Raw genomic sequence first — 17,262 nt, forward strand, 5'->3', positions numbered from 1 at the left:
CCCTTATGAGTATATGTCTTTTTCCGGGCACGTTTGATCCTATCACGCTCGGACATACAGATGTAATCGATCGTGCACTGGACCTCTTCGATAAATTGGTTATCGGCATCGGCTACAATAGTGCCAAAAAGCCTATGTTTCCGCTGGAACAACGCATAGAATGGATCAGGGAGATTTATAAAAATGATAAAAGAATAGAAGTAGCTGCTTACGAAGGTCTCACCATCGATTTTTGCAGAAAGATCAATGCCAGGTATATTCTCCGTGGTATCCGTTATGTGAGTGATTTTGAATATGAAAAGGCTATTGCAGATGTAAATCGTACAATAGACCCACATATCGAGACAATATTCCTGACTTGTACTCCGCAGTTCTCCAGCATTGCCAGTACATTGGTAAGAGATATTTACAGAAACGGTGGCGACGTTACGCCATTCGTTCCAACCGCAGTACTCGAAGGATTACATAAACAAGCACAACAATAAAATCTGTTAATATGAAAGCGATCTGGCATTCCATGGATGTTTCTCTGGAACAGCTGAATGAGATGGGCGAAGGTACTATGGCCGAAACCCTGGGGATGGAGTTTACAGAAATCGGTCCCGACTACCTGAAAATAATGATGCCGGTAGATAAACGCACCGTACAGCCGTATGGACTCTTGCATGGTGGCGCCTCTGCAGCCCTGGCTGAAACAGTAGGAAGCGTAGGATCTGCATTGATTATTGATCCTACAAAATCCATTTGCGTAGGTATGGAGATCAATGCCAACCATATCCGTGGCGTAAAAGGCGGCTATATACACGCATTGGCCAAACCTCTGCATGTTGGCGCTGCCAGCCATGTCTGGGATATTCGTATCATGGATGATCAGCACAGACTGATATGTGTAAGCCGACTTACAGTAGCCATCCTGGCAAAGAGGTAGTCCCAGAGATACCCGCATCCAGTAAATGATCACTATACTATAGCATTAGAGCGACATCTAAGGATGTCGCTTTTTTACTCCCATCAACTAATCTATACCAACTGACCTATATGAAAAGAAATATCTGCCTGTTGCTTTGCCTATTTGCGGCTACTATCGCCTTCTCCCAGGAAAAATCTACCATAGTAACTTCCGATATTACTCTTTTCTGGAAAGCGTTTGATGAGGTAACGCAGACTACCGACAGTAGCCAGCAAGCAGTACTCTTGCAGAAAATGTATATAGATAAAGGCTCAGCGGGATTAAAGGCCATGATGGAAGCCAGGCGATATACAGTCGCTGATTATCTTAAAGCCTTTCGCCGTTATCCCGCCTATTGGAAATCCATTCGGCCTAATGTAATGAAAGCCGATAAATACGCCGCTGAAATCCAGCAAGGAATTAATGCATTTAAGAAAATTTATCCTGCAAAGCCTGCAACCATTTACTTCACGGTAGGGGCGATGCGCTCCAATGGTACTACACAGGCAGATAAAGTATTAATCGGGAGCGAAATAGCAATGGCTGATTCAACGGTGGTAACGACTGAGTTTCCAGAGCAGTTTGAACATTTGAAATCCTTTTTCAATTCCAACCCCGTAAAAAATATCGTGTTTTTGAATGTACATGAATATGTGCATACACAGCAGAAAAGCACTATCGGAAACTACCTTCTAACGCAATGTATAATGGAAGGTGTCGCCGAGTTTGTAGCAGTAAAATCAATGAACATACCATCTCCAAATCCGCCAATTGCATTTGGAAAAGCAAATGATGCCGCACTAAAAGTCGCATTTTCAAAGTCTATGTTCACGCCATTTGAAGATAACTGGCTGTATAATAATGCAAACAATTCCTTCAAAATGCGCGACCTGGGCTATTATATGGGATACGCTATTTGTGAGAAGTATTATGAGCAGGCAAAAGACAAGAAGGCCGCCATTAAATCCATGATAGAACTGGATTATAATAACGATACGCTATTACATCAGTTTATAGACAGTACGCGTTATTTTGATCAGCCCTTGGCTGTACTCAAGGCAGCATATGAAGCAAATCGCCCCAAAGTCACCAGCATTGATGGACTGGACAAGAATAGTAATGGTAAAGTGACGCCTGGGAAGAAACAGATAGTGATTCAGTTCTCTCAGCCATTAGATCCCAGGTACCGGAATTTTGACTTTGGGCCTACAGGGGAATCTGCAGTTATGAGGATACAAAAGGTAGTTGGTTTCACTACTAATGCACGTGCTTTAATTATAGAAGTAGACTTGCAGCCTAATAGGCACTACGAGTTAACTATAGGAGATGTATTTCGGACTAAAGAAAGTATTCCCCTGCAGAAATACCTGATAGATATTAATACAGGGGAGTAATAAGCGCTTGGCTGCTGAAAAATATGGTTACTTAATATTAATAGAGCCAGCTGTTTCAGCAGCTTTGAATACGTCACGGATGTTTTCATAAGAGAACTGCAGGTATTTACCAACATGCTCTAGTTTAATCCACTGAACATCCAGAATATCTTCTTCTATTTGTGGTACCGTCAATTCTGTTCCGGTAAACTCCATTAGGTACCAATGTGTATGTTTTAATACTTTCTTATTTTTCATTGGGTAGTAATGGTAGGTTTCCGTCAGCTTGGCGCCGAGGGTAATGCTGTGCAGGCCTGTCTCTTCGGCTACTTCTCTAACAGCGGTAGTTGCCAGTTCCTCTCCCGGATCTTGTTTGCCTTTGGGAAGGTCCCATTTGCCACGTCGGAACATCATCAGCACTTCATTTTCCTGGTTGATCACCAGCCCGCCGGCAGCCACCATCACAGTAAAGTGTAAGGATACTTTTTTCAGCAGCTGTTTTACATCTTCACGGATAAAGACGGCTGCTTTGCGATCTCCATCTTCCAGTTCCAGTAAAATTTTATCGATTGTTTCTGTTTGAGGATCTTCAAAAACAGCAGCTTCTTCGAAGCCTGCCGGGATATTGGCTGTGCTGGCGCAGAGCAGCAGCGGATGTTCGTTGAGATATATCGTTACATTTGATTGCATGGATGCAAAAGTAATATGGTTAGCGATTGTATTCTGGTATAATTACGAATTAAATCAATAATTTTGGCGCTTGTATGACTAAAATAAGCGAAAAACAAGTTGCAGAAAAACTGCTGCAGGTGCAGGCAGTTAAGTTGAGTCCGGCTCAGCCTTTCACCTGGGCTTCCGGCTGGAAATCTCCTATTTATTGCGATAACAGGAAGATTTTATCTTATCCCTACGTGCGCGACTATATTAAATCTGAGTTGTGCAATGTAGTGTTCGAGACATTTCCTGATGCTGCAGTAATCGCGGGTGTTGCCACTGCGGGTATTCCGCATGGCGCGCTGGTGGCTGATCAGCTGAAGCTGCCATTTATTTATGTTCGCTCAAAACCTAAAGAGCATGGTATGGGCAACCAGATCGAAGGCGTATTGCAACCTGGTCAGCAGGTAGTGGTGGTGGAAGATCTGATCTCTACCGGCAAAAGCAGCCTGGAAGCGGTACAGGCTATCCGTGCCGCTGGTGGCGAAGTAATCGGAATGGTATCCATCTTCAACTATGGCTTTGACGTAGCAGTAAAAGCTTTCGAAGCTGCCGGCGTACCTTACTATTCGCTGAGCAACTACAACGCAATGATTGCGCTGGCAGAGGAAAAAGGTATCGTTTCTTCAGACGATGTAGCACTGCTGCAATCCTGGAGAAGTGCGCCAGATAAGTGGGGTAAATAGTACCTGGAGAGCATCTTGATATAATACCTTTTTTGTATATTGGACACGTAAAATCAAAACTATGCGTACCTTAAAATTACTCATGCTGTTGCTGGTTAGTACCTTTAGTATGGCGATGGCCCAGCAGAAGCAGAAGACTATGGCAACTGCAAAAATCAGTACACCAACTGTACAGTGCGAGTCCTGCAAAAACCGTATCGAAAGATACCTTTCCCGCGAAGAAGGTGTGGAGTCTGCAAAAGTAGATTTCAAAAAACATATCACTACTGTTAAATACTGGACTGATCGCACCAATATTGAAAACATTAAAACCGCTATTGCAAACTGTGGTTATGATGCAGACAATATTACTGCCAATACTGAGTCTTACGCTAAACTACCTACCTGCTGCAAAAAGCCGGAAGACGGTGGTGGCATGGACCCTAAGAAACACTAATCGGTTATCTTACCATAAAAAAAGCCCGTCTCTATCAAGTAGAGACGGGCTTTTGCTTTATAGTTATTTTAATTGGCCTGACTTGTTTAGAAGAAATTCAGCGCCTGTTTAGTCTCGCATTTAATTGGGAACGGAATGAATACGCCACCTTTACCTACTTTACATTTACCGGTAGCCTTAATACTCACTTCTTTATTGGAGAATGCGCTGAAGGCATTTTTGAAAACATTGCCCATATTCACTTCTAGGCGTACCGGAAAGTAAAAGGTATCCTTTGCCGGAATATTTATAACGGTGTCCTGGATAGAATGGCCTACCTCTGTATCATTCATGAAGAGGTCAAAATTCGCATCCTTCAGTTGAAGCCTGTATGGATTTGGATTATAATAGGCCAGTGTCATTTTTACGGTGCTTTTAGACATCCCTAGTTCGCCCAGATCAAGACCGGCTACACGCACAAATTCGAGGTCCTTCATTTTTTCGCAGGAAGCGGCTATACCCCAAATGGCAACTACGATTAATACAACACGAAATATCTTCATATGACGGAGAGCTGAAAATTTACTCAAACCTACAGTAAAGGATTTTATTTCTCAAACCTGGCAGCCGGAATTAGGAAACAATTAACGGCCAATTAGTAGTAGGCTGCTAAAAATCAATTCGTACGCGACTAAATACTTCGTATTTTTGCGCGCCGGTAAAAAACCGGAAGCGGGTAACTTTATATCACTCTATGGCCGTGAGGCCTTAATTTTTTTGACAAGGATGTCAATGGATGCAAATAATCAAACATTATTAATTGAGTCTCAGTACTTTCCATCGATTAATTTTTATAAGCTGCTGACAGGTTATGAAAACCTGAAGCTGGAGCAATATGAAAATTACCAGAAGGTGAGTTACCGGAACCGCTGCTATCTCGCGGGGCCTAATGGCCGTATGATCCTGAGTGTACCCCTGACAAAGGGGAAAAACCAGCGTACGGTGATGAAGGACGTAAAGATTAGCAATGAAGAAAAATGGCAGTCGCTGCACTGGAAAACCTTAGTGTCTGCCTACCGGCGTTCTCCATGGTTCGAATATTATGAACCTGAGCTGGAGGCGTTGTACGAAAAGCGTTTCGACTACCTGCTGGACTGGAATATGGCTTGTCTGGAATGGGCGAATAACAAACTGGGTGTCAGTCAAACAATTACTTTAACCGATGGTTATGAAAAGATGGTGATTGGGGCAGATGACATGCGTGATAAGTTGGTGCCAGGGATTTTCCCGGAAGATTCGCCAGTTTATACCCAGGTGTTTGAAGACCGTACTGGTTTCCTACCTGGTGTTAGCATCCTGGACTTGCTTTTCTGTGAGGGAAAACAGGCGATGGAAATCATAAAAGAGTCAAAATAAAATATTAAATATTTTAACTTAATCAGTTGATTTATAATAGTTAGTATATTTGCAGTTTGCTCTGAGCGAAAATAGCCCCCAACAGGAGAAAAAATTTATCGGAGCAATCGACAAAATATTTAGCTTTGCAACCAATTTTGCTGGGTTTCGAACTGACGTAGGTGTGTAAACCAGGAGTTTTCCAGCGGGGAAAAGGAGCATTTATCCTGAAGTTTAAATTTTATTACTAATTCCTAAAATTCATTCTCAGCATTAAATGAATAGCACCTACACAGACCTCGTGAAGCAGACGTTTGAGTTTCCGCAGGAGGGATTTGATGTACAAGACAACTACCTGCAATTCAACGGCCTGGATATTAAAGCGTTGATCGACAAGTATGGGACACCATTCAAGCTGACTTATCTGCCCAAAATCGGGATGCAGATAAATAAGGCTAAGAAAATGTTTAATGATGCCATTAAAAAGAACCGGTACGATGGCCAGTATTATTACTGCTACTGTACTAAAAGTTCTCACTTTTCTTTCATTATGGAAGAAACGCTGAAACATGGTATTCATATCGAAACCTCTTCGGCATACGATATTGATATTATCAATAAGCTGTATGAACGAAAGAAGATCAATAAGGAAACGTTTGTAATCTGTAATGGATTCAAAACCAAACCTTATACCAGAGCTATCTCTAAATTGATTAATTCAGGATTCAAGAATGTTGTTCCTGTACTTGACAATAAAGAGGAGCTGGAAGAGTACAAGAAGAACGTTCGTACTAAAGACAAGGTAAAACTCGGATTGCGTATCGCCGCAGAAGAAGAGCCTACCTTTGACTTTTATACTTCCCGACTTGGTATTCGCTCCAGAGATATTCTGGAATTTTATGTAGATAAGCTGAAAGGAAATGAGAAGTTTGAGCTGAAAATGCTGCACTTCTTCATGAATAAGGGTATTAAGGATGATATCTATTACTGGAGCCAGTTCAATAGAGCCATGAACCTTTATTGCCAACTGAAAAAAATCTGTCCAGAACTGGATAGTATCAATATCGGTGGCGGATTTCCTATCAAGCACTCACTGGGCTTTGATTATGACTATAATTACATCGTAAATGAAATTGTAGCCAACATTAAAAGCATGTGTAAGAAGAATAAAGTGCCGGTACCAAATATCTACACTGAATTTGGTTCTTTCACAGTAGGAGAAAGCGGCGCTGTTATTTACAGTGTTATCGGTGAGAAAATCCAGAATGATCGTGAAACATGGTACATGATTGATAGTTCTTTCATTACTACGTTGCCTGATACATGGGGTATTGGTGAAAAGTTCCTGATGCTACCAATTAATAAGTGGGACCAGGAATACCAGGAAGTGCATTTGGGTGGTATCACCTGTGATGGTTATGACTTCTATACTTCAGAAGAACATATCAACGCAGTGTTCCTTCCTAAGCAGGGAAGTGTGCAGGAGCCGCTGTATATCGGTTTCTTCCATACCGGTGCTTATCAGGACCAGCTGAGCGGGTATGGTGGTATCAAACACTGTCTGATACCTTCTCCTAAACACGTAATTGTTGGGTATGACAAGAACGGACAATTAAAAGATTGGTTATATGCCAAAGAGCAAACAGCTCAAAGCATGTTAAAAATATTGGGTTATTAAAAAATGGGTTAGTAATCCTACACAGCCTCCTGATTTTTCAGGAGGCTTTTTTTTGCCTGCTAATGATGAAAGTTCCGGAAATAAAGAAGCCTTTCATGGGAATGAAAGGCTCTGTCATGGCATAGGTAAGATTGAATTATTTCTCAGTATAAGGACAATAGGATAATTTCTTTCGAACAGTACAAAGGTAGTGCGCCTTTATTACCTGAAGAATCCCATAAAGTTGTATTTTTTGTAATAAGATAATAATTTTAGATCTTTTGCGTTGTAGCTACTTTTTGGCATTTTTATTCATAAATGATTGAGTAGCATATTGTTTATGAATTGATGTGTTTGCTATGGTATTCCTCACACTTCCGTGTAGTATCATTGATCTGTACTTTCGTTGAGGTAATTTATTGCAATACCACATTGCTTTTCGATCTCAGAAAAGCAGGCTTCCAGTAACTCTAGCTCTCCATTTACATAAGCAGATTGTCCGGAGCGCGAAAATCCTTTCACCAGGAGGAATTGTTTGGTTAGCTGTTGGTTGATGATAGACAGCTGTTGTTGTTGCTGTTGCAGTGTTTTTTTCTTCTCTATAGCGATAATACTCTTATAATACGTTCCCAGAGAACGAAGTAGGAAAAGCACGTATACGCCTACCAGGAAAGGATTAGAGATGTATTGAAATGCTTTGGAAAAACCAGGAGAAACATAAAGCGTAATGCCTTCCAATTTTAGCCATGCTACCAGTGATAGGTAGGCTACTAAAAAAGCTGTTGCGGATAAGGCTGCAGTCAGATTTACGGTTATATAGCAAAGCAGTATACTCATAAACCAGATGCAGGCATATTTAGCAGTGATATCCTGATTATTGAAAAAGGAAGAAAGTATAGGCATTAACAGCGTAGTATAGGATGTAAGTCCGCCTACAAGTTTTGCAGACACGCCTTTACGAAGCAGTACCAAACAGATAAGTAGCATGACCGCTATAAAGGGTATGAGAATGAGATTTACCTCATTCATCGTAATCATGGCTAACAATGCTACAGGCATCAGTGCACAGCAATAAAAAAAGATATAGTCGAAGAGTAGCTTAATTTTGGCCTGTTCGTATAAATCACCGGTTTTGCTTAGTGCAGGCCCTATGGCAGCACGTTCTGCGTTGAGATAGATGTTTTTAATGAATAGCCATGCTCCCCTGAAGAATTTTACCATTACTTCAAGCTTATGTATGCAAATTATTGCAATAAAAAGTAGTATCGATTCAACTTTCGTGTGAATTACACATAGCTAAGACAAACAAAAAAGGCCATCTCTATTTGGTAGAGACGACCTTTCCGTTTTTCTAAACCCCCATGTCATTCAGTAATTCCCTCAAAGAAATTACTACTAACCCTTATTCAACTACTATAGCTTTAGGTTGTTCCTGCGTATTTTCTTTTTTAGGTAAAGCTACTTTCAGGATACCGTTTTCATATTTTGCAACGATCTTACTGGTGTCGATTGAGTCACCAATGGTGAAAGAACGTTTAAATGATTTGAAGGAGAATTCGCGACGTACCTGTTTTTCGTTTTCGTCCTTGGCTTCTGCTTTTTTCTCTGCGCTGATGGTCAGGGATTTTGCGTCTGCATTGATTTTAAAGTCTTCCTTGCTGAATCCTGGAGCAATTACGTCTATGCTAAATCCTTCCTTGTTTTCTGTAATGTTTACTGGTGGATGAGTAGTAAAATAGTCATTGGTCAGAAAATCATCTTTTGCCACTTTGTTCCATCCATTAGTTAAAATATTTTCTACCAGTCCGTTGAAAGTTCTTGGTCCAAATGTTACGTGTGTCATAGTCTTTATCTTTTTTGTGGTGTTTTTATTTTTTGTTTTACACCTGTTGCAGATCAAACTGGATACCATATGACTAAAACTGCTATTTTGTTAGTAAAATGGTTACAGATTATGCCAATGTGTCATATTGATTGTTTATTAAATGTCAAAAAGTCCATTCCTGTTTTCATTTTTTTATAGTTTGGCTGGTTTAGATTAACTTTGAAGAAATTCTAACTAAAAAATTCATAATTATATGTATCCAGCGGAATTAGTATTGCCAAGAAAGGCTGAACTGACCGACAATGGTTTTGAGGAAATGGTCACTAAAGCTCAGGTAGATGAAACATTGAAGAAAGAAGGTACAACACTGGTAGTTATCAATTCAGTTTGTGGCTGTTCTGCAGGTACTGCTCGTCCGGGCGCCCTGATGGCAGTTGCTCACAGTGAAAAAAAACCAGACAGACTCACCACTAGCTTTGCGGGTTTTGATTTAGAAGCAGTACAGGCGGTTCGTGAGCATCTGCTGCCTTATCCTCCGTCTTCTCCAGCTATCGCGCTGTTTAAAGATGGTCAGCTGGTTCACTTTATCGAACGTCATATGATCGAAGGTCGCTCCGCTCAAATGATCGCTGCTAACCTGATTGACGCTTTCGAACAATATTGCTAACTTTTATTTAAGAAGTTTGAATTTCTAAATTCAAATTTGCATCGTATTTTGGTGGTTTGATTTTCCTTGTTGACTAATTCGGCTTTGTTCATAGGAAAGTTCAGATCACCAATTTTTTTTCGGCTATGTATCCTAATTTATATTACGCTTTTAAAGACCTGTTAGGCCTGGAAATCCCTTTCTTTAAACTGTTTCAGACTTTCGGATTTTTCGTTGCCATCGCTTTTCTTGCTGCTGCCTATGTGCTTACCCAAGAGTTGAAACGCCGTGAGAAATTAGGCTGGATGAAGGGTGTACAAGAAAAAGTACTCATTGGTCAACCTGTTTCCTACGCTGAAATTATCGTTAATGGTATCGTAGGCTTCCTCCTTGGATTGAAAATTGTAGGCTTGATGCTGGACTGGGATAATGCTATGCAAGACTTCCAGGGATACATGATGTCGTCGCAGGGAAGTATGGCTGCCGCCATATTAGGGGCAATCTTATTTGCAGGATACAAAATCTATAAACGCCAGAAAACACTCAAAAATACTCAGCATAAAGAAGAAGTAGTTACCATTATGCCGCATCAGCGTGTGCCAGACTTTACTGTGATGGCCGCTATTGCCGGATTAATCGGTGCTAAAATTTTCCATAACCTGGAAAACTGGAACGACTTCATTGCTGACCCGGTAGGAGCCCTGATTTCCTTTAGCGGTCTTACTTTCTACGGTGGCCTTATCGTTGCGGCTGTCGTTATTATCAACTACGCCAAAAAGAAAAAAATTAATATCCGTCACCTGATCGATAGCGCTGCACCTGCCCTTATGCTCGCCTATGGTATCGGAAGAATGGGATGTCATTTTGCTGGTGATGGCGACTGGGGTATCTATAACTCTGCTTATGCTACTGATAATTTAGGAAAAGTAGTGAAAGTTGCCCCTGCTCAATTTGCTGAAGAAGTGCAGAAAAATGCTGCATTCTTCGTTCCTCAATATGGCAGCATTGAAAATATTCCGCATGCAGCGTTTGAGAAACCTGCTGCCCTCGGATTCTTGCCAGACTGGTTCTTTGGTTATGGTTATCCGCATAACGTTGTTAAAGAAGGTGTACAGATGGCCAATTGTGATGGTCAATATTGTAAAGTATTACCAATTGCCGTTTATCCAACACCGTTATATGAAATTATTGCCTGCATAGGCCTCTTCCTGGTGCTATGGGCTATTCGTAAACGAGTGACTGTTCCCGGTGTTATCTTCGGTATATATCTTGTACTGAATGGCGTGGAACGCTTTTTTATCGAGAAGATCAGGGTAAATACCAAGTATAATATCTTTGGATTCCATCCTACCCAGGCAGAAATTATTTCTGCACTCATGGTGCTAGGTGGATTGGGATTGATCTGGTATTGCAATAAGAATAAGAGCACTGAAACCGCGGCTTCCTGATAGATATAATTATGCAGAGACATTCCTCTTTAGTGCCATTGTCACATGAGCACAAACGCCTGTTATTTGTGTGCCGCTATCTGAAAAAAGATGCGGCGCCATATGAAGGTTTTCCCTTAGAAACACAAGCAAAATTTGAATATGTGGTGCGTATTTTCCAGGAAGTAATGGTACCGCATATTCAGAAAGAAGATCACCTTTTTGAAAAATGTTCTGGGCTCAATCCTGCTGTGGATAAAGCTATCGCTGAACTGCAGACAGAACATCGCGCCATCTCCAGAATATACACCATGTTGTCTGACAGTGATAACCTCGATGACGACATGGACCTCCTCGCCAATAGTCTGGAAGCCCATATCCGTAAAGAAGAACGCAGTTTCTTTGAACTGCTGCAACAAGAACTACCACAAGTTCTTGATAATCTGCGGTTGGAATAATGCTTTGTATTTTCTATCTTGTTTTTCCTAACCGGATGAACAATGAAAATAAATCTCATGCACAGTAAGTTAGCCTTACTGGTAATCCTGTTGCCTATGCTGGGCTTTGCACAGGCCGGCAAAAAGAATAGTTCACGTAAACCTAATATCATTTATATCTATGCAGATGATATGGGGTATGGAGAATTAGGTTGTTATGGGCAAACTAAAATCAAAACACCACATCTCGATGAGCTGGCCCGTGAGGGAATGCGTTTTACGCAGCATTATACCAGCACGCCTGTATGTGCTCCTGCCAGATGTATGCTGATGACAGGCCGCCATGGTGGCCATTCCTACATCAGAGGGAACTATGAACTGGGAGGTTTTGCCGACAGTACAGAAGGTGGTCAGATGCCTTTGCCAGAAAATACATTGACCATTCCCCGGATGATGAAGGAAGCCGGTTATGCCACCGGCGCAGTTGGGAAATGGGGATTGGGCATGCCGCAAAATACAGGCAGTCCGGTACGCCAGGGATTTGATTATTTCTATGGTTATATGGACCAGAAACAGGCCCATAATTTCTATCCAACGCATCTCTGGGAAAATGAACGCTGGGACACATTAGACAATCCATATATCTACGTACACAAGCCATTGAAGCCGGATGAAAAAGATCCTGCTGCATTTGCCAAATTCACCGGCAAAACTTATAGTATGGATAAAATGGGTGAGAAGGCTGAAGCCTTTATCCGCGCTCATCAGCATGAACCATTTTTCCTTTATTTACCTTTTACAGGTCCACACGTTTCTCTACAGGCGCCTGATTCAGCTGTTGCTGCCTACAAAGATAAATTTGATGATAAGCCCTACAGGGGAGAAAGAGGATATGCCTCTACTTTATATCCAAGAGCCACTTATGCAGCCATGATTACCTACCTGGATTCACAGGTGGGCAAAGTATGGGAGATGGTGAAACAACTAGGATTGGAAGACAATACTATCATTATGTTCTCCAGCGATAATGGTGCAACTTTCTCTGCTGGCGGCGCAGACGTTGAATATTTCAATAGCAATGGCGGATTAAGAGGTGCTAAGCAAGACCTATATGAAGGCGGCATCAGGGAGCCATTTATAGCATACTGGCGTGGACATATACCTGCTAGTACCACCACCGACATGGTATCTGTGCAATATGATATGATGGCTACATTCGCTGATTTTGCCGGTATTGCCGCGCCAAAAAATGATGGTATTTCACTTGTGCCTACGCTTACTGGCAAACCAGGCAAACAGCAACAGCATCCTTACCTTTATTTTGAGTTTCCAGAAAAAGGTGGACAGGTGGCTATTATTATGGGCGACTGGAAAGGCGTCAAGAGTAATATGAAGAAGAATAAGCATGCACAGTGGGAAATCTATAATCTAAAGAATGACCGGAGTGAAACTAAGGATCTGGCAGCTGGGCATCCTGAATTAGCTCAAAAGTTTGAAGACATTCTTAAAAAGGAACATCAGGATAGTCACCTTGTGGAATGGGAGTTCATCGATTCCAGAATGATGACGAAGTGATATTATATTTATTGTGTATATTTATGGGGTTGATAAGGAAAGTTTCCGATCAACCCCTTTTTATTTGGCTTTCCCTCTGAAAGCTTGCCTACGCTTGATTTATAGCAATCCCTCCATTGTAATAAATGAATATTTAGTGCTATTTTTTCTGTATCGAATTTATCTACCTTCATACTAACAATCGTATGCAGTTCTAATTTTAAATTTTACCATTTTCCGATAAAAGCCCCACGTTTAGTCCGGCTTCTCTAAGGAGAGGTTATCCATTATTTATATGCCAAATATTGCTGTATGGAAAGATTTTGTCGGGTGTTTTGCTTTGTATGCATTTTTATTGTAGCCACTTTTACAAGCGTAGTCGCTTCTGATTTACCGGAGGATAGTTTCTACAGGTATGAACTGCCTGGAAGGACGGATTCTATTATGTCTACATTTACCTGGTTAACCGGTGAACAGCAATTGCCAGAAGGAATGGAGCTGACTATCCCTAAGGGATTCAGATTGTTATCTCAGGAGGACAGTTATGTTATGTTAACAGAATTATGGCATAATGAGGTGCATCCAGGGTTAATTGGGGTATTACTTCCTGAAAAATTGAACCCTATGGACGCCAGTGTATGGGGAGTAACGATATATTATGCGTCATCAGGTTATCAGAGTGAACGTGAGTTGTTGAATATCAATTATGATAAGTTAATGCGTGATCGCAGATTAGAGCGCTATCGTAAACTTAGCCGGTCTGAAGATTATTCTGTTATTGCGCAGTCTGGCGTAGAGTGGGCGGGACGTCCATACTATGACTCAAGGCGACATATATTATATTGGCCATGGTTGTATAAGTCAGATGCTATCGACAAGGATATCCTGAATTATGAAGTTAGGTTCGTGACCCATAAGGGGCAGCTTTGCTTTAATATTTTTGGTGATGGCCGGCAGGTGCAACAAATTACATCGCAAGTGCCTATGCTGGTGAATAGCGTAAAAACTACACCGCATATTGCCCGTAATGTATTTAATCTACATACAAACCAATTTGCGACTTTTGTGCCTACCCCTTCCAAATTAGATGTAATGAACCTGATGGATGTATTATTAAACTGTTGGTTATTTATTGTAGTGTTCGGTTTGCTGATTCTATTTGTTTATGCCATGCAATATCTTCATCGCGAACGTAAGCCAATAAAACACATCTCGCGTAATGTTATACGTATTGATGAAAGTTTAAACTAGTCTAATCTAAACCTGCTTTTTTCTGTTGGGCAGTCCTCTGCCTATTATTATATTATATATACCATGACTGGAATGACCCTTTTTGATCTTTTTAGCCCTTATGTTCCTATTTCCGACAATCTCACATTTTTCTTTCAATTATTGAAACATCACTGATTTTCAATCGTCTTTAGGTGGATTTGATATCACTTTACCGATCATCACCACCTAATTGCCGTTTGTGTATAATTGAGAACTATGTATTGCATAATACCTACTTTTACATTGTAGTTGTTAAGCTACTGTAGTAGACAAACTATTGTAGTGGATAAACCAAGGTTCTGAAAGGAAGCCAAGTACTAAAATCTAAAAAACCAAAAAAACCGCCCTTATATGAAAGCAAGTATTAAAGCGTTTATGATGACGATAGGTGTGATAAGCGCTACTTTAGGCTCTCAGGCTCAATCAACCCCCCAAAAAGTATCAGGCCAGGTAACTCAGGCCGAAAACAAACCTGTAGAATTTGCGACTGTAACAATCTTAAAAGCAACAGACTCATCCCTGGTAAAAGGCGCCGTTGCCGATATTTCAGGAAAATATGAATTCGAAAGTGTTAAGCAGGGAAAATATATCATCGCTGCCACCTTTGTAGGAATGAACAGAGTATATAGCAACAGCTTTGAAGTAAAGAATGCACCTGTAGTAATGCCATCCATTACCCTGACTGCTAATACCAAAAGTCTGAAAGCAGTTGATGTAACTGCACGCAGGCCGTTCATTGAGCAGAAAGTTGACAAATTGGTAGTTAACGTAGAAAGCAGCATTGCTACCTCTGGTGGTACAGCGTTGGAAGCGCTGGAAAAATCGCCTAACCTGACTGTAGATAAAGATGGTAACATTTCTATGAAAGGAAAAAGCGGCGTCCTGATCCTGATTGATGGAAAACAGACGAGCATGTCGTCTGCTGATATTGCTGAATTACTGAGAAGTATGCCAGCAACAAACCTGGACCAGATAGAACTGATGTCTAATCCATCTTCTAAATATGATGCTGCTGGTAATGCTGGTATCATCAACCTGAAATTGAAGAAAAACACCAACTTCGGAACAAATGGTAATGTGACTTTAGGCGTTGCACAGGGTGTAAGACCCCGTTACAATGCAGGTTTGAACCTGAACCACCGTTCTGAAAAGCTCAATCTTTTTGGTTCTTACAACTATGGCCACCGCGAACAGCAGTCTGACCTCTATATTTATCGTACTATCAAGGATAATAAAGGAACTCAGATTTTTGACCAGACAGGTTTCATGCATCAGCGTAGTGATTATCATGGTGCTAAAGTTGGTGCAGATTATTCCATCAACAAGAAAAATACAATTGGCGTGATGGTGGACTTGTCTATGCGTGATGCGGAAAGACCTAATATTGGTAAAACCAAAATTGGCTACCAGGGACTTGTTGATTCCATCCTAAATACGAATGCCGGCAATGTCGATAAATGGAAAAGAGGTGCGTACAATATCAACTACCGTGGTATTCTGGATTCAACTGGTAAGGAATTAAATATTGATCTGGACTATGCTAAAAATACTGACAGACAGAATTCTTACATCACTGCATTGACAACAGATGCAGCTGGTCAAAAGGTGTTCAATTCCGACACATCCCGTAACTGGCAGCCGTCTTCAATTACTATTAAAACTGGTAAAATTGATTATTCGCAGCCGCTGAAAAACCAAGGAAAACTGGAGCTTGGTGCAAAAGTAAGTTTCGTTACCAGCGACAATGATGCGCGTTTCGATTCGCTCCGCTATGCTACCTGGCAGCCAGATACTATGCGCTCTAATCATTTTATCTATAAAGAAAATGTAAATGCTGCGTATGTAAACTTCAACAAACAGATTAAAGCATTCCAGATACAATTAGGCTTACGTGCAGAACAGACAAACATTTCAGGTGAATCATCTTCCATGAAAAAATCTCAGGAAGGAGTGGTGAAAAATGATACCTCGTATTTTAATCTGTTCCCAAGTGCTGCCATCAGTTATAAAGCAGATAAGAACAATACATTCGGTGTAACCTACAGCCGTAGAATTCAACGCCCTAGCTATGAGGATTTAAATCCGTTCGAATTCTACCTGGACCGCTACACCATGGTTGCTGGTAACCCTTATCTGAGACCACAATATTCCAACAACTTTGAGGTGTCTCATACCTTTAAGCAATGGTTGATTACGTCTGTAGGTTACTCCCATACAAAGGATAATCTGATGCGTATCCTGGAAGCAGAAAAAGATCCGGCAACAGGTGATACTACAATCGTTCGTTATAAATATATGAACGTAGCAAAATCAGATAAACTGAATCTGAATGTATCCATGCCATTTACTATCACAAAATGGTGGAGCAGCTTCACTACCATGTCTCTGAACTACAATGCTGTTCAGGCAAATGTAAATGACAACAAAGTGAAACTGGATGCGACCACCTACTTCGGTCGTACGCAGCAAACATTTACCATTAGCAAGAATACAACCGCTGAAGTGGTGTTCATGTATATCTCTCCACAGATTACTGACAATGAGTTATTCCACATGAGATCTATGATGACACTGGATTTAGGATTACAGCAGAAGATCATGAATGGAAAAGGAACTTTGAAATTGAATGTTACCGATATCTTCAAAACAATGTATGCCAGAGGCGAATTTGAAAATGCTGGTATGAATACTAACCTGAGAAGTTACTGGGATGCACAACAGGCGAGACTTTCATTCACTTATCGTTTTGGTAATTCAAATGTTAAAGCTGCACGTAACCGCCAGACAGGTTTGACAGATGAACAGGATAGAGTAAAGAATGGAGGCAATTGATAAATAAGTACTTACCGCGACCAAAGATGGTTTTTTAGGTATATATAAGGATGGAAAAGCGCGGTTCATAAATTGGGCCG

General features: G+C 41.0%; 17 protein-coding genes. 13 read left to right on the forward strand and 4 right to left on the reverse strand.

Annotation, left to right across the window (positions count from 1 at the left end; translation table 11 throughout):
- Positions 1-5 precede the first annotated feature (5 nt).
- The 3 genes from coaD (at position 6) to ACE38W_RS00180 (ending at position 2,343) form a co-directional block, all read left to right on the forward strand.
- Positions 6-485, forward strand: a complete 480-nt coding sequence (gene coaD / locus ACE38W_RS00170) for a pantetheine-phosphate adenylyltransferase (protein WP_375828148.1) — start codon at positions 6-8, stop codon at positions 483-485.
- A gap of 11 nt (positions 486-496) precedes the next feature.
- On the forward strand, positions 497-928 hold the full coding sequence (locus tag ACE38W_RS00175; RefSeq protein ID WP_375828150.1) for a hotdog fold thioesterase: 432 nt from the start codon (positions 497-499) through the stop codon (positions 926-928).
- Positions 929-1,038: 110 nt separating this feature from the next.
- Positions 1,039-2,343: a hypothetical protein gene (locus tag ACE38W_RS00180; protein ID WP_375828151.1), complete on the forward strand. Its 1,305-nt coding sequence runs from the start codon at positions 1,039-1,041 to the stop codon at positions 2,341-2,343.
- A 27-nt stretch (positions 2,344-2,370) separates the two neighbouring features.
- On the opposite strand, the gene ACE38W_RS00185 is transcribed toward ACE38W_RS00180, so the two are convergent.
- The gene (locus ACE38W_RS00185; protein ID WP_375828152.1) at positions 2,371-3,012 is read right to left on the reverse strand and encodes an NUDIX hydrolase; all 642 of its coding nucleotides are present in this window, start codon (positions 3,010-3,012) and stop codon (positions 2,371-2,373) included.
- Between the two features lie 74 nt (positions 3,013-3,086).
- Between ACE38W_RS00185 and pyrE the strand changes: the two genes are divergently transcribed.
- Entirely contained in the window at positions 3,087-3,722 is a 636-nt protein-coding gene (gene pyrE, locus ACE38W_RS00190; protein WP_375828153.1) for an orotate phosphoribosyltransferase, read from the forward strand.
- Positions 3,723-3,783: 61 nt separating this feature from the next.
- The gene (locus ACE38W_RS00195; protein ID WP_375828155.1) at positions 3,784-4,158 is read left to right on the forward strand and encodes a heavy-metal-associated domain-containing protein; all 375 of its coding nucleotides are present in this window, start codon (positions 3,784-3,786) and stop codon (positions 4,156-4,158) included.
- Between the two features lie 86 nt (positions 4,159-4,244).
- Here the strand turns inward: ACE38W_RS00195 and ACE38W_RS00200 are convergent, their stop codons facing one another.
- A complete protein-coding gene (locus tag ACE38W_RS00200; protein ID WP_375828156.1) occupies positions 4,245-4,727 on the reverse strand; it encodes an LEA type 2 family protein in 483 nt (160 codons plus the stop codon).
- A 202-nt stretch (positions 4,728-4,929) separates the two neighbouring features.
- On the opposite strand from ACE38W_RS00200, the gene ACE38W_RS00205 reads away from it, so the two are divergent.
- Both ACE38W_RS00205 and ACE38W_RS00210 read left to right on the forward strand, forming a co-directional pair.
- Positions 4,930-5,553, forward strand: a complete 624-nt coding sequence (locus ACE38W_RS00205; RefSeq protein ID WP_375828158.1) for a WbqC family protein — start codon at positions 4,930-4,932, stop codon at positions 5,551-5,553.
- A gap of 256 nt (positions 5,554-5,809) precedes the next feature.
- On the forward strand, positions 5,810-7,210 hold the full coding sequence (locus tag ACE38W_RS00210) for an arginine decarboxylase (RefSeq protein ID WP_375828160.1): 1,401 nt from the start codon (positions 5,810-5,812) through the stop codon (positions 7,208-7,210).
- A 366-nt stretch (positions 7,211-7,576) separates the two neighbouring features.
- Here ACE38W_RS00210 and ACE38W_RS00215 read toward each other — a convergent pair whose 3' ends face one another.
- Positions 7,577-8,410 carry a hypothetical protein gene (locus tag ACE38W_RS00215; RefSeq protein WP_375828162.1) on the reverse strand — a complete coding sequence of 278 codons (834 nt, stop codon included), beginning with the start codon at positions 8,408-8,410 and terminating at the stop codon, positions 7,577-7,579.
- A 181-nt stretch (positions 8,411-8,591) separates the two neighbouring features.
- Positions 8,592-9,032, reverse strand: a complete 441-nt coding sequence (locus ACE38W_RS00220) for an Hsp20/alpha crystallin family protein (RefSeq protein WP_375828163.1) — start codon at positions 9,030-9,032, stop codon at positions 8,592-8,594.
- Positions 9,033-9,267: 235 nt separating this feature from the next.
- Between ACE38W_RS00220 and ACE38W_RS00225 the strand changes: the two genes are divergently transcribed.
- The 6 genes from ACE38W_RS00225 to ACE38W_RS00250 all read left to right on the forward strand — a co-directional run bounded on the left by ACE38W_RS00225 (position 9,268) and on the right by ACE38W_RS00250 (position 17,182).
- Positions 9,268-9,681, forward strand: coding sequence for a BrxA/BrxB family bacilliredoxin (locus tag ACE38W_RS00225; RefSeq protein ID WP_375828164.1), 414 nt, complete (start codon positions 9,268-9,270; stop codon positions 9,679-9,681).
- Positions 9,682-9,806: 125 nt separating this feature from the next.
- On the forward strand, positions 9,807-11,108 hold the full coding sequence (locus ACE38W_RS00230) for a prolipoprotein diacylglyceryl transferase (protein WP_375828166.1): 1,302 nt from the start codon (positions 9,807-9,809) through the stop codon (positions 11,106-11,108).
- Between the two features lie 11 nt (positions 11,109-11,119).
- The gene (locus ACE38W_RS00235) at positions 11,120-11,545 is read left to right on the forward strand and encodes a hemerythrin domain-containing protein (protein ID WP_375828167.1); all 426 of its coding nucleotides are present in this window, start codon (positions 11,120-11,122) and stop codon (positions 11,543-11,545) included.
- A gap of 57 nt (positions 11,546-11,602) precedes the next feature.
- Positions 11,603-13,099, forward strand: coding sequence for an arylsulfatase (locus ACE38W_RS00240; RefSeq protein ID WP_375828168.1), 1,497 nt, complete (start codon positions 11,603-11,605; stop codon positions 13,097-13,099).
- Between the two features lie 291 nt (positions 13,100-13,390).
- Positions 13,391-14,329, forward strand: a complete 939-nt coding sequence (locus tag ACE38W_RS00245; RefSeq protein WP_375828169.1) for a DUF2167 domain-containing protein — start codon at positions 13,391-13,393, stop codon at positions 14,327-14,329.
- Positions 14,330-14,701: 372 nt separating this feature from the next.
- On the forward strand, positions 14,702-17,182 hold the full coding sequence (locus ACE38W_RS00250; RefSeq protein ID WP_375828170.1) for a TonB-dependent receptor domain-containing protein: 2,481 nt from the start codon (positions 14,702-14,704) through the stop codon (positions 17,180-17,182).
- The last annotated feature ends 80 nt before the right edge of the window (positions 17,183-17,262 follow it).

Origin of the sequence: Chitinophaga sp. Hz27, from assembly GCF_042263525.1 — a bacterium.
GTDB lineage: Bacteria > Bacteroidota > Bacteroidia > Chitinophagales > Chitinophagaceae > Chitinophaga.